Raw genomic sequence first — 12,278 nt, 5'->3', positions numbered from 1 at the left:
AGAAAGACTATCTGGTTGATAGGTCATAGGTGTAAGGGCAGTAATGTCTTAAGCTTAATGATACTAATAGGTCGAGGGCTTGACCAATATATATTCACTGTGCAATTTTGAAAGTGCAAAACACTTTTTTAGAGGAAAGTTGAGAATTGAGAGTGGAGAGATTAATGAAGAAAAAAATCCACTAAAAAGTATTGACAAGTTCGACATTATGTGATATTATATATCTTGTCGCTAAGGCGATAGAGTTTAAAACTCGACTTGAGTTGAGTGAGTGACTAACATCAAATCGAAGATTTGGGTTGTCATTTTAATCTGGTAACAATGGCGGAGGGGCCACACCTGTTTCCATACCGAACACAGTAGTAAAGTCCTCCAGCGCCGATGGTACTTGGCGGGCAACTGCCTGGGAGAGTAGGTCGTTGCCAGATTGGAAAGTGTTCTTGGGTAGCTCAATGGTGGAGCAACCGGCTGTTAACCGGTAGGCTGTGGGTTCGAGTCCCACCCCGAGAGCCACTAATTAAATATCCGCCGGGGTGGCGGAACTGGCAGACGCACAGGACTTAAAATCCTGCGGTCCTTATACGACCGTACCGGTTCGATTCCGGTCCCCGGCACCAAGAAATACAATTACAAATTGTAAATTTTAAATTATAAATGAAAAGCAAAAAAAGCAATCTGCTTCGCAGGTTAGGTAATTTAAAATTTGTAATTTACAATTTAAAATTCTATCCGCAGGATAGTATGTCGCGGGGTGGAGCAGCTGGTAGCTCGTCGGGCTCATAACCCGGAGGTCGTTGGTTCGAATCCAGCCCCCGCAACCATTAAAAATGAGTTTTTATGGCGGCGTAGCTCAGATGGCTAGAGCATGCGGTTCATACCCGCAGTGTCAGCGGTTCGATTCCGTTCGCCGCTACCAGAAATACAGTACAGAGTACAGGGAGCAATGTACAGGAAAGAAAAGAATGTTTGAAACCGTATTAATTGTACACTGCACCAGTTTTTATGGCCCTATGGTCAAGCGGTTAAGACACCGCCCTTTCACGGCGGTAACCCGGGTTCGAGTCCCGGTAGGGTCACCAATAAATAGGGGCGCATAGCTCAGCTGGGAGAGCACCTGCCTTACAAGCAGGGGGTCGTAGGTTCGAGCCCTGCTGCGCCCACCATAAAAGTAATTACAAATTGTAAATTTTAAATTATAAATGAAAGACAAAAAAACAATCTGCTTCGTAGATTAGACATTTTAAATTTGTAATTTAGAATTTAAAATTCCAACGATAGTTGGTTCCTGGCCTGGTAGTTCAGTTGGTTAGAATGCCAGCCTGTCACGCTGGAGGTCGAGGGTTCGAGTCCCTTCCAGGTCGCCATAGAAACAATTACAAATTGTAAATTTTAAATTATAAATGAAAAACAAAAATCAATCTGCTTCGCAGATTGGCTAATTTACAATTTAAAATTCTGTCTGTAAGACAGTCTGTGCTGGCATAGCTCAATTGGTATAAGCAGGGAACCCAAATCTTCTTTTTGATTTGGTGTGAGTCGCTTAGTTAAGGAGTTACGGATAGCAAGTTAAGTGAAAAGTTAAATAGAATAATTTGTGCTGGCGTAGCTCAATTGGTAGAGCAACTGACTTGTAATCAGTAGGTTAGGGGTTCAAGTCCTCCCGCCAGCTCCATAAAATGCAATTGTGAATTGTAAATTTTAAATTATAAATGAAAGGCAATAAAAAATCTGCTTCGCAGATCAAATAATTTAGAATTTGTAATTTAGAATTTTAAATTCCGACGAAGTCGGTTTTGGAGGGGTTCCCGAGTTGGCCAAAGGGGACGGACTGTAAATCCGTTAGCATTGCTTTCACTGGTTCGAATCCAGTCCCCTCCACCAAAAAGACAATTACAAATTGTAAATTTTAAATTATAAATGAAAAGCAATAAAAAATCTGCTTCGCAGATTAAATAATTTAGAATTTGTAATTTACAATTTAGAATTCTGACAGCAGTTAGTGTGCGGAAGTGGCTCAGTGGTAGAGCATCGCCTTGCCAAGGCGAGGGTCGCGAGTTCGAATCTCGTCTTCCGCTCCAATATGCGGGTGTAGCTCAGTGGTATAAGCAGAGAACCCAAATCGTCTTTTCGATTTGGTGTGAATCGCTTAGTTAGGAAAAGCTGGGTGTCACCGTTAGTTAGATACATGTAAAAATACAGGAAATATGCGGGTGTAGCTCAGTGGTAGAGCCCTGGCCTTCCAAGCCAGTCGCGAGGGTTCGATTCCCTTCACCCGCTCCATAGAAACGAAAAAAACGTGGTGGGTATAGCTCAGTTGGTTAGAGCGCCAGATTGTGGCTCTGGAGGTCATGGGTTCGACTCCCATTATTCACCCCATTTATAATTTATATAGTTGTTGGGACGTCGCCAAGTCGGTAAGGCACTAGACTTTGACTCTAGCATGCGTAGGTTCGAGTCCTGCCGTCCCAGCCATTTTTTTATTTTGGCGGCATAGCCAAGTGGTAAGGCATAAGCAGATATCCAATTCTTATGCTTTTCAAGAATTGTGATAGTCGCTTAGTTGTGAATTTAGTCAACGGGTTAGGTATTTAGCATATAATATAATTAGATATGGCGGCATAGCCAAGTGGTAAGGCAGAGGACTGCAAATCCTTTATTCCCCAGTTCGAATCTGGGTGCCGCCTCCAAATATTAGCGCTCATAGCTCAACTGGATAGAGTGTCTGACTACGAATCAGAAGGTTCGGGGTTCGAGTCCTCGTGGGCGCACCAAATAGAATATAGAGAAATAGAGGGTTGAAGCGAGATGCCGGCCCTCTATTTTTTTGTTGTTTGAAAAAAAGAAAAAGACTTTTAAAATTATTGGCAATAATTTCAAAAGTCTTTTTACATTAATTACTACACTACATTAACGTCTACATCATTAATACCATTAATAATAAATGTTACTTCCATACTATCTGAATAATGGCCATCTGCATTATCAGTAAAAAAATCAATAGTTGTTCGATACATAACTGAGCTTAATTTTTCAAAGCTATAATCACGAATATTACAATAGTTACTCTTAGGAGAGTTTTTTTTCACATCATAAACAGAAATTCCACCATTTTCTTTATCGTGTATAGTAGCATAGAATTGAGGTTCTATATAAGCATCTTTCTTTTCTACTCCATCAATTTTAATAGGAACCTTTTTACTAATCCTTAAGCATACTTTTGTTACATCATTATCTTTAGCCATTAGATTATTTACTGAAGACATATCTAAAGCAATTACTTCTACATTAGCCTTATTGGAATGATCTTCCCACTCATTAAAATATAAACCGTTATTAAACATTAACATGAATATAAACAACGAAATACACAGTTTCTCCATAGGCATTTTTCTCCTTTTTATTTACATTATAGCATATGGTACATTATATACAATAAATTTGTAGCAACCAAATACTATAATATATTAGTTAAAGTTAAAGCTTCATTTTCCTTAACTATATTAAATAACTTTTTTAACACTTCAATTTCTGCTAAAGAGAGGGAAGGGTTTTTTGATGAAACATATTTATTAGTTTTAGCCATAGATAAATCTATATTGTCAATTTCATGATGATCTAGGAGGATGCTCCAACTTGATCGAATATCACTCCATTTATCTGTTACTTTATCAAATTCTTTTTTAGCATCATTCCAATTATTATTATCTATATGGGATATTACTTTATTTAAAGATTTATTTGCACTTTCACAGTGGTATTCTACCTTATCGAAAATTATAAACCACCCTACTATTATCAAAAGAATAATAGCAAAGGTTACAATATATGTTTTCATAAAATTGCCTCCATATAAACTATTGTTTTTCTTGAACAAATAATTCTTTGTTATTATCTATGTATGCAAAAAGTACTTTACTGACATCTGTTATATTTTTAGTTTTTAGCTGTGATAAAAGCCATTGTTTTTCTATAGAGAATTTTTTTAAATTATCTATAAGAATATTGCCATCTATTATAAGGGATACGGGGAGTCCATTTGACTTACCCTTTATATTTAGATCTTCTAAAGTAGCAGGAGATTTATCTACCTTTGGAATTACACTTAAGTCTCCATTTGTTTCTAATATTGCATATTCTATATCATCCATATGGGGATACCCTTTAGAACGAATTTGCTCTGCTAAATCATTTATATTTACTCTTAATTTTTTTAATTCTTTCTCATTGATTTTACCATTATGAATTAATATACTAGGTTTACCACATATAAGACCTCTGAGCTTTTGACTTTTTAAATTTAATAGGGAAATTAAAATTTGAATGAATAAAAGGGTAGCTATTGCCACAAATCCATTTATAAGAGGAACACCTAAGTTTTCCATGGGGAGAACTGCCAGTTCTGCTATCATTAATATAACTACCAGTTCGAAGGGCTGCATTTCAGCTAATTCTCCTTTACCCATTAACCTAATACTAATTAATACAAATATATATAATATTAATGTTCTAATTAAGATTACAATCATATTAAGGACTCCTATCTTTCGCTAAATATTATTTTTAAACAGTATATATTATTACCTACTTAATAAAAAATTATTTTATATTAATTTTCAACTTAGAGTTGGATAAAATATTATTATACATGTAAAAAGATATAGTGTATTTACATATTTGGACACTATATGTTTACTGATGTTCTATTTTAATATATACTAAAATAGAAGATTAAATAATTAAAAATAAGTAAGAAGAGTCGTTATTAAGGAGTTGATAACTTGTCAAAGGAAAAATTGATGCTAATAGATGGAAACAGTTTATTACATAGGGCATTTCACGCATTACCACCATTAGCTACAAAAGATGGTATATATACTAATGGTGTTTATGGTTTTTTAACTATGCTATATAAAATAGTAGATGAGTATGATCCAGAATATATTGGAGTGGCATTTGATATGAAAGGTGCTACTTTTAGACATAAGGAATTTAAGGACTATAAGGCAGGGAGAAAAAAGACCCCAAATGAATTGGCCGGACAGTTTGATATTTTAAAAGAGGTATTAGATAAGCTTAATATATATAGAATTGAATTAGAAGGTTTTGAAGCCGATGACTTGGTTGGAACCATGGCTAAAAGGGGAGAAGAAGAGGGTTTAGAAGTCATCGCAGTATCTGGGGATAAAGATTACTTACAATTAGTTAGTGAAAAAACAAAGGTTTTAATAACTCGAAAAGGTATTTCAAATTTAGAAATATATGATACTGATAAATTATTTGATAGATATGAGGTTACCCCTACTCAGTTTATAGATTTAAAGGGACTTATGGGAGATAAATCTGATAATATCCCAGGAGTGCCTGGGGTAGGTGAGAAGACAGGTATTAAACTATTAAAACAGTTTGGATCTATAGAGGGTATATATGAAGATATAGAAAAAGTAAAGGGAAAAAAATTAAAGGAAAAATTAATAGAGAATAGACAACAGGCTTTTATGAGTAAGAAATTGGCCACAATAATTACCCATGTTCCAATTGACATTAATAAAGAGAAGCTAAAAAAAGAAGAGGCAGATAATAAGGAACTCTATTCATTATATAAGAAGCTAGAGTTTAATAGTCTTTTAAAGAAAATAGATAAAAATGATTTTATGGATAATATTAGTGATGGAAAATATGGAGAAAAGATATTAGTAAATAATATGGAGCAAATAGAAGAAGTAATAGATGATATAAAAAAAGAAAATAACATGTATTTGAAGTTCTTAATTGATGGAGATAATCCTTTATCAGACAAGATATTAGGTCTAGGTATAAAAAGTGACTCTAATAAGACCTATTACATAAACTTTGATGAAAATAATAGTGATAAAATTATTAAAGCAATGAAAGAAATATTTGAAAATAAGGAAGTTAGGAAAATAGGTCATAATTTAAAAAGGGACATTTTAGTTCTTCTTAGATATGGAATAAATATAAATGGGATAGAATTTGATAGTATGATTGGACAATACATTTTAAACCCATCTGAAAGTAAGTACGAATTAAAATCAATAGCAGAAGGATATCTTCAAATGGCAATAAAAAATAAAGAAGATTTATTAGGTAAAGGGAAAAGAGCAAAAAAATTTGAAGATATATCATTAGATGAAAGGGTAAATTATTGTACAAATCAATTAGATATAATATTTAACTCAAGGAAGCCAATTGAAACAAAAATTAAAGATTATGATATGGAACAATTATTTTATGAAGTTGAACTTCCTTTAATAGAAGTTTTAGCTAATATGGAATTTGAAGGATTTACAGTAGATATAGATAAATTAGAAGAATCATCACAAGATTTAAATAACAGAATAGAAGAACTTACAGAAACAATATATGATATGGCAGGAGAAGAATTTAATATAAATTCTCCTAAACAACTGGGAAATATTTTATTTGAAAGATTAGAGTTACCAGTTATAAAGAAAACTAAGACTGGTTACTCCACAAGTGTCCAAGTTTTAGAAAAACTTGAGAAAAAACACCCCATAATTGAAAAGATAATGGATTATAGACAGATTACAAAACTAAAGTCCACTTATATAGATGGTCTTAGGGATTTAATTAATAAAGATACAAATAAAGTACATTCTAGTTTTAATCAAACCATAACCACCACCGGTAGAATAAGTAGCACAGAACCTAATCTACAAAATATACCTATAAGGACTGAAGAGGGAAGAAAAATCAGAAAGTTTTTTGTTGCCAGTAATGAAGATTATACCCTAGTGGATGCAGATTACTCACAAATAGAACTAAGAGTACTTGCCCATATAGCCGATGATCCTAAACTTAAAGAGGCTTTTTTTAGTGAGGATGATATACATACTAAAACAGCATCGGAGGTATTTAATGTTCCTAAAGAAGAGGTTACATCACTTATGAGAAGTAGGGCTAAAGCTGTAAACTTTGGTATAGTGTATGGTATAAGTGACTTTGGATTATCTAGAGATTTAGATATTACTAAAAAAGAAGCTAAAAAATATATAGATAATTATTTAGAAAATTATCAAAGGGTTAAAGAATATATGGATAATATTGTTGACGAAGGTAAAGACAATGGATATGTTAAAACAATACTAAATAGAAGAAGATACCTACCGGAATTAAAGTCAAGAAACTATAATATTAGATCATTTGGAGAAAGAACAGCCATGAATACTCCAATACAGGGAAGTGCTGCAGATATTATAAAGATAGCAATGGTTAAGGTTTATAATGAGTTAAAGAAAAGGGGTATGAAGTCAAAGCTAATACTACAGGTACATGATGAGTTAATTATAGAAACCCATAAAGATGAGCTTAAAGAAGTTAAGCATCTTTTAAAGGATTTAATGGAGAAAGCTGTAGATTTAAGGGTGCCTTTGAAAGTAGATATGGAGACAGGAGACAGTTGGTATGAAACAAAATAATTATAATAATAAGGTTATAGGTCTTACCGGTGGGATAGCCACCGGTAAGAGTACTACCACTGAAATATTGTTTAGAAAGGGATATCCAGTTATTGATGCTGATAAGATATCCCATAATGTTGTAAAGACCGGACAACCCGCATATAATGAGATTGTATCTCAATTTGGAAAAGAAATATTAAATGAAGATATGTCATTAGATAGGAAAAAACTTGGTAAGATTATTTTTAATGATAGGGATAGGAGAAATATATTAAATAATATAGTTCATCCTAAGGTTACATACGAGATAAAAAAAGAAATCGAAGTTTACAAAAAAAATAATGATATTATATTTGTAGATATACCTTTATTAATCGAAAATAAACAGAAGTTAGAATCGGAAGGAATTTTATTTAATGAGGTTTGGCTGGTATATACAGATGAAGAAACTCAATTACAAAGATTAATGAAAAGAGATAATATTAATAAAGAAGAAGCTAAGAGTAAGATAAATTCCCAAATGAGTATAGAAGCTAAGAAAAAATATGCAAATGTTATTATTAATAACTCTAATAATATTAATTTATTAATAAAAAATATAGAAGAAGCTATAGAACATCTAAAGTAATAGTTGGGGGGATATGTTTGTTGACTTTTTCCAAAATTGCAAAAAAAACAATAAGAATAGTTATAGTATTTACAATTATAATAGGGATAAGCATTTTAGGAATAAAATGGGCGGGAAAAGTTATGTACCCTTTAGAGCATAGGGAGTATATATCTAAGTATTCTGATAAGTATAATATAGATCCTTTTTTAGTTGCATCTATAATAAGAGTAGAAAGTAAGTTCGATGAAGAGGCAAAGTCCCATAAGGGAGCTACAGGACTTATGCAGATAACTCCATCAACAGGAAAATGGATTGCAGATATTATGGGTATTAATGACTATAAAGAAGAGATGCTTTATGAACCTGAAACAAATATAAGCTTTGGATGCTGGTATGTTAATAACCTAAAGGCTCAGTTTAATGGAAATATAAAATTAGCTTTAGCTGCCTATAATGGTGGAAGCGGCAATGTTACAAAATGGTTAGCTAATAAAGAGTATAGTAGTGATGGTCTTAACTTAGATAAGATACCGTTTAGGGAAACGGAACAATATGTTTATAGAGTTCTGAAAGATTATAAAATATATAGAAAGTTATATGACTATGAAGATCTATATAAAGAATGATATTATAAAACAAAAAAATTAAGCTAATATATTATGGTTTCTGTTATAATATATATGGTAAATCAATATATTTATAAATTATATTTTACAAAAGATATTTGTCATTAATAAGAAAGGATGATAATCATGAAACAACTAAAGAGTCTAGATGACATTAAAAAATTAAAATTTGAAAAAGAGAGAATGTTTTACTCTGCAGAACATGAAGATATATTAGCTGGATTAACTACAGATATATACTTTTTAAGAACATTAGATATATTGAATAATATGGGCCTTGCAGAGCAAGAAGTAACTGCTGAAATATTTGCAAGAAAGCCTGGTATATTTGTGGGGATAGAAGAAGTAAAGAATGTATTAAAAGATAAAAACATAGAAATGTGGGCTTTAGAGGAAGGTCAAAAGTTCCAACCTAAAGAAACCTTAGTAAGAATAAAGGGATCTTATAAAGATTTTGGAATATTTGAATCGGTTATACTAGGTTGCTTAGCCAGCCCAAGTGGTTGGGCCACAGCGGCTAATAGAGTAAAAGAAGCTTGTGGTGATAAAAACTTTGTATGTTTTGGTACAAGGCATTTACATCCTTCAGTAGCACCGGTAATGGAGAAAGCGGCAAGAATAGGTGGAGCCAGTGCGGTAAGTAATATTTTAACTGCGAAATTATTAGGAGAGGATCCAAGTGGTACATTACCCCATGCATCCTTTTTAATAGCTGGAGATACCCTGTCAGTTGCTAAAGCTTATAATAATATAATGCCTAAAAACCATAAAAGAATAGTCTTAGTGGACACATTTAAAGACGAAGTGGAAGAATCCCTTAGGATTGCAAAAGAGTTAGGAAAAGATCTGTATGGAATTAGATTAGATACTCCAAGTGAGAGGGGAGGAGTAACTCCAGAGTTAATTAAAGAAGTAAGGGCCAAGTTAGATATTAATGGATATGATTGGGTGAAAATATTTGTGTCGGGAGGATTAACTCCAGAGAGAATAGAGATTTTGTCACAAGCAGGAGCAGATGCATTTGGAGTTGGTAGCTACATATCTGGGGCACCAGCTATAGATATGACAATGGATATAAAAGAAGTAGCCGGTAAAGCGGTGGCTAAAAGGGGGAGAATACCAGGTTTAGTAGAAAATAAAAGGTTAGTTAAAATGATTTAGAACTGGGAGGATTCACTTTGAAATTAAAGAGAGTTATATACTTTTTATTAATGAGTATATTGAGTATAAGTATATCTGCTTGTGGTATAAATGGAGATATTAATAATGATACCAGTGAACAAAGTAATAAAGAAAAAAATAAAGAATATGAACCTACCTACGGGGGAGAAATAGTTGTTCCTGTTATTGATGTGGAAACGTTAAATCCCCTTTTAAATAAAAGTAAGAGTCAGTATTACTTTAATAAATTAGTTTTTGAAGGTCTGTTTAGCTATGATGAAGATTTAAGTATAAAGAAACAATTAGTAGAAAACTACTCTATAAGAGAAAATGGAAGGATAATTAGTTTAGAATTAAAAGAGAATGTCAAATGGCATGATGGAGAAATTTTAACTTCGGAGGACGTTGAGTTTACTATAAACACATTAAAATATGCCAATAATGACTTGGCTTATAAAAATATGTTATTAAGCACATACAATGTATCCACTAATAAAGAATTTAACAATATAATTAAGACGAGGATAAGGGATAACCATAATATAGATATTATCTTTGATAAAGCCTATGGCAATGTTTTGGAAAGCTTGATATTTCCCATAATACCCAAACATGAGTTTATAGGTGGTGGGAGAAATATTAGTGACTCCTACGTTAGAGCTTTATCTAAGAATAATTATACTCCTATAGGTACAGGTCCATTTAAATTTGATAAATATAATAAATTAAAGGAAATAAAGCTTGTTGCAAATGAAAATTGGTGGGGGAAAAAACCATATATAAATAAAGTAACTGGAAAAATACTAGACAGTAGTAATTTAGCCATTACATCATTTGAAGCAGGACAAATAGACTTAACAACGACAATAGGCTCGGATTGGGAAAAATATGCTCAAAATGAAAAGGTGAAAATATATGAGTTCCCTTCAACTAATTACGAGTTTTTAGCTTTTAACTTTAAAAATGAAAAATTTAATTCTAATAAAGGAAATGCTTTACGAAAAGCCATATCTTATGGTATAGATAGAGAATCAATAATACAAAAGGTGTATTTGGGCCATGGAATGAAAAGTAATATACCTCTACCACCTAAATCATGGTTAAGAAGCTCAGAATTGAATAAATATAACTATAATAAAGAAAAAGCAAAAACAATTTTAGAAGAAGCCGGTTGGACTTATAATAGTGATACTGGTGTTTATATAAATGAAGCAAGAAAAGAGCTGGTAATTAAATTACTAACTAATCCCTATAGTGAAACAAAACGTAATATTGCCGAACTAATAACAGAAAATTTAAGCGAAATCGGAATTAAAGTTATTAAAGACTATCAAATAAACCTTCCTGAAAATATAACTGAAGAATTGTTAAATAAAAAATGGGGAGAAGTTAGGAGTAAAATAGTTGGTGGAGACTATGAAGTTGCACTATTGGAGTGGGAACTATCTAATATACCAGACTTAAAATTTGCATTTCATTCATCTCAAATAGGGGCATCTAATTTCATTTTTTATAACAATAAAAAAATGGATCAACTACTATTGGAAGCCAATAGAGTGGTAAATAAACAAAGTAAAAAGAATATATACTTAGAGATACAAGAGTTACTAACTGAAGATTTGCCATATGTGGGGTTACATTTTAAAAATTCTGCCCTACTTATAAATGATAGATTGAGGGGTAATATTAACCCCCAAGATTACAATATTTATAATAATATTGAAGAATGGTTTATTCCTGAACCCTTTAGAAAAAATAAAATAGATAAAGAGGAGGTCAAGTAATATGAATTCATATTACTTGACTTTTTTTAAAAAAAAGTGTATACTCTTATGAGAAATAATAGGCCGTGGTGGTGGAACTGGCAGACACGTAGTGTTGAGGGCGCTATGGGATTTTCCTGTGCGGGTTCGAGTCCCGCCCACGGCACCAGTAAGATAAAAAGGTTGTATAATCTTTTTTTGAAAAGGCAATAATATAAAATGATAATGTGTCTTGTTTTTTGTTCATCAGTGAGTTATATAATAAATTTGAAAAACATGTTGACATTAAGTGTCGAATTTGTTATAGTATTAAGAGTCGCCGGCGGGAAAAAAGTTGGTGACAGAAAAGTTCTTGACAAATTCCTTCGAATTTGTTATAGTGTTAAGAGTCGTCGAAAAAAACATTTAAGATTTACTGTTAATAAAGAATATGTGGAAGATGACAATTTAACTTGGAACTTTTAAGGAAGTAATTTAAAGAAGTTCTTGACAGATCAGAAAGAATCTGGTATAGTATTAAGAGTCGCAACGAAATAAAATGTTGCAGAAAACAAGTTTGGTCTTTGAAAATTAAACAGTGCAAGTCAAGCACATCCCAGATATTAATTTGAGATGAAAAACATTTAACACCAGCGTCACATTGAGTGACAGGTAATAAAACTTTTAATTTGAGAGTTTG

Annotated in this window: 8 protein-coding genes, 16 tRNA genes and 2 rRNA genes; 23 read left to right on the top strand and 3 right to left on the bottom strand. The window is 32.3% G+C overall.

Annotation, left to right across the window (positions count from 1 at the left end; translation table 11 throughout):
- The 17 genes from V6137_RS19190 to V6137_RS19110 all read left to right on the top strand — a co-directional run.
- Nucleotides 1-87: ribosomal RNA gene (locus V6137_RS19190) — 23S ribosomal RNA — on the top strand; the annotation flags it as partial.
- Between the two features lie 224 nt (nucleotides 88-311).
- Nucleotides 312-428 (top strand): 5S ribosomal RNA (gene rrf / locus V6137_RS19185).
- A gap of 10 nt (nucleotides 429-438) precedes the next feature.
- A tRNA-Asn gene (locus V6137_RS19180) sits at nucleotides 439-513 on the top strand.
- Between the two features lie 14 nt (nucleotides 514-527).
- Nucleotides 528-617, top strand: a tRNA-Leu gene (locus V6137_RS19175).
- A gap of 128 nt (nucleotides 618-745) precedes the next feature.
- Nucleotides 746-821 (top strand) — tRNA-Met (locus tag V6137_RS19170).
- A gap of 18 nt (nucleotides 822-839) precedes the next feature.
- A tRNA-Met gene (locus tag V6137_RS19165) sits at nucleotides 840-916 on the top strand.
- 88 nt (nucleotides 917-1,004) lie between these two features.
- Nucleotides 1,005-1,079: transfer RNA gene (locus tag V6137_RS19160), tRNA-Glu, on the top strand.
- 8 nt (nucleotides 1,080-1,087) lie between these two features.
- Nucleotides 1,088-1,163, top strand: a tRNA-Val gene (locus tag V6137_RS19155).
- A gap of 124 nt (nucleotides 1,164-1,287) precedes the next feature.
- Nucleotides 1,288-1,364: transfer RNA gene (locus V6137_RS19150), tRNA-Asp, on the top strand.
- Nucleotides 1,365-1,596: 232 nt separating this feature from the next.
- A tRNA-Thr gene (locus V6137_RS19145) sits at nucleotides 1,597-1,672 on the top strand.
- Between the two features lie 123 nt (nucleotides 1,673-1,795).
- A tRNA-Tyr gene (locus tag V6137_RS19140) sits at nucleotides 1,796-1,881 on the top strand.
- A 122-nt stretch (nucleotides 1,882-2,003) separates the two neighbouring features.
- Nucleotides 2,004-2,078, top strand: a tRNA-Gly gene (locus tag V6137_RS19135).
- A 128-nt stretch (nucleotides 2,079-2,206) separates the two neighbouring features.
- A tRNA-Gly gene (locus V6137_RS19130) sits at nucleotides 2,207-2,280 on the top strand.
- A gap of 19 nt (nucleotides 2,281-2,299) precedes the next feature.
- A tRNA-His gene (locus V6137_RS19125) sits at nucleotides 2,300-2,376 on the top strand.
- Nucleotides 2,377-2,396: 20 nt separating this feature from the next.
- Nucleotides 2,397-2,472: transfer RNA gene (locus V6137_RS19120), tRNA-Gln, on the top strand.
- 140 nt (nucleotides 2,473-2,612) lie between these two features.
- Nucleotides 2,613-2,687: transfer RNA gene (locus V6137_RS19115), tRNA-Cys, on the top strand.
- A 7-nt stretch (nucleotides 2,688-2,694) separates the two neighbouring features.
- A tRNA-Arg gene (locus tag V6137_RS19110) sits at nucleotides 2,695-2,771 on the top strand.
- 126 nt (nucleotides 2,772-2,897) lie between these two features.
- Here V6137_RS19110 and V6137_RS19105 read toward each other — a convergent pair.
- The 3 genes from V6137_RS19105 to V6137_RS19095 all read right to left on the bottom strand — a co-directional run bounded on the left by V6137_RS19105 (nucleotide 2,898) and on the right by V6137_RS19095 (nucleotide 4,526).
- Nucleotides 2,898-3,380: a hypothetical protein gene (locus tag V6137_RS19105; RefSeq protein ID WP_425449576.1), complete on the bottom strand. Its 483-nt coding sequence runs from the start codon at nucleotides 3,378-3,380 to the stop codon at nucleotides 2,898-2,900.
- A 74-nt stretch (nucleotides 3,381-3,454) separates the two neighbouring features.
- The gene (locus V6137_RS19100) at nucleotides 3,455-3,835 is read right to left on the bottom strand and encodes a DUF4363 family protein (protein ID WP_425449575.1); all 381 of its coding nucleotides are present in this window, start codon (nucleotides 3,833-3,835) and stop codon (nucleotides 3,455-3,457) included.
- 19 nt (nucleotides 3,836-3,854) lie between these two features.
- Complete coding sequence (locus V6137_RS19095; RefSeq protein WP_425449574.1) at nucleotides 3,855-4,526, bottom strand: YetF domain-containing protein; 672 nt, start codon at nucleotides 4,524-4,526, stop codon at nucleotides 3,855-3,857.
- Nucleotides 4,527-4,778: 252 nt separating this feature from the next.
- Here V6137_RS19095 and polA point away from each other — a divergent pair, with 252 nt between their 5' ends.
- The 6 genes from polA to V6137_RS19065 all read left to right on the top strand — a co-directional run bounded on the left by polA (nucleotide 4,779) and on the right by V6137_RS19065 (nucleotide 11,768).
- Entirely contained in the window at nucleotides 4,779-7,457 is a 2,679-nt protein-coding gene (gene polA / locus V6137_RS19090; RefSeq protein ID WP_425449573.1) for a DNA polymerase I, read from the top strand.
- Nucleotides 7,444-8,067, top strand: coding sequence for a dephospho-CoA kinase (gene coaE / locus V6137_RS19085; protein ID WP_425449572.1), 624 nt, complete (start codon nucleotides 7,444-7,446; stop codon nucleotides 8,065-8,067). Before polA ends, coaE begins: the two co-directional genes overlap by 14 nt.
- 20 nt (nucleotides 8,068-8,087) lie before the next feature.
- Complete coding sequence (locus tag V6137_RS19080; RefSeq protein ID WP_425449571.1) at nucleotides 8,088-8,675, top strand: lytic transglycosylase domain-containing protein; 588 nt, start codon at nucleotides 8,088-8,090, stop codon at nucleotides 8,673-8,675.
- Nucleotides 8,676-8,801: 126 nt separating this feature from the next.
- On the top strand, nucleotides 8,802-9,836 hold the full coding sequence (locus V6137_RS19075; RefSeq protein ID WP_425449570.1) for a nicotinate phosphoribosyltransferase: 1,035 nt from the start codon (nucleotides 8,802-8,804) through the stop codon (nucleotides 9,834-9,836).
- A 17-nt stretch (nucleotides 9,837-9,853) separates the two neighbouring features.
- Nucleotides 9,854-11,620, top strand: coding sequence for an ABC transporter substrate-binding protein (locus V6137_RS19070; protein ID WP_425449569.1), 1,767 nt, complete (start codon nucleotides 9,854-9,856; stop codon nucleotides 11,618-11,620).
- 62 nt (nucleotides 11,621-11,682) lie between these two features.
- Nucleotides 11,683-11,768 (top strand) — tRNA-Leu (locus V6137_RS19065).
- The last annotated feature ends 510 nt before the right edge of the window (nucleotides 11,769-12,278 follow it).

The organism is Dethiothermospora halolimnae (assembly GCF_037577855.1).
GTDB classification, from domain to species: Bacteria; Bacillota; Clostridia; order Tissierellales; family VENL01; genus Dethiothermospora; species Dethiothermospora halolimnae.
Note: the sequence above shows the minus strand (reverse complement) of the source record. Positions and strands in the feature narration are given on the sequence as shown.

Bases quoted from the DNA above. Each gene is read 5' to 3' on its own strand.
- V6137_RS19105 (WP_425449576.1), bottom strand. From the start codon at position 3,380: ATGGAGAAACTGTGTATTTCGTTGTTTATATTCATGTTAATGTTTAAT.
- V6137_RS19100 (WP_425449575.1), bottom strand. From the start codon at position 3,835: ATGAAAACATATATTGTAACCTTTGCTATTATTCTTTTGATAATAGTA.
- V6137_RS19095 (WP_425449574.1), bottom strand. From the start codon at position 4,526: ATGATTGTAATCTTAATTAGAACATTAATATTATATATATTTGTATTA.
- coaE (WP_425449572.1), top strand. From the start codon at position 7,444: ATGAAACAAAATAATTATAATAATAAGGTTATAGGTCTTACCGGTGGG.
- V6137_RS19075 (WP_425449570.1), top strand. From the start codon at position 8,802: ATGAAACAACTAAAGAGTCTAGATGACATTAAAAAATTAAAATTTGAA.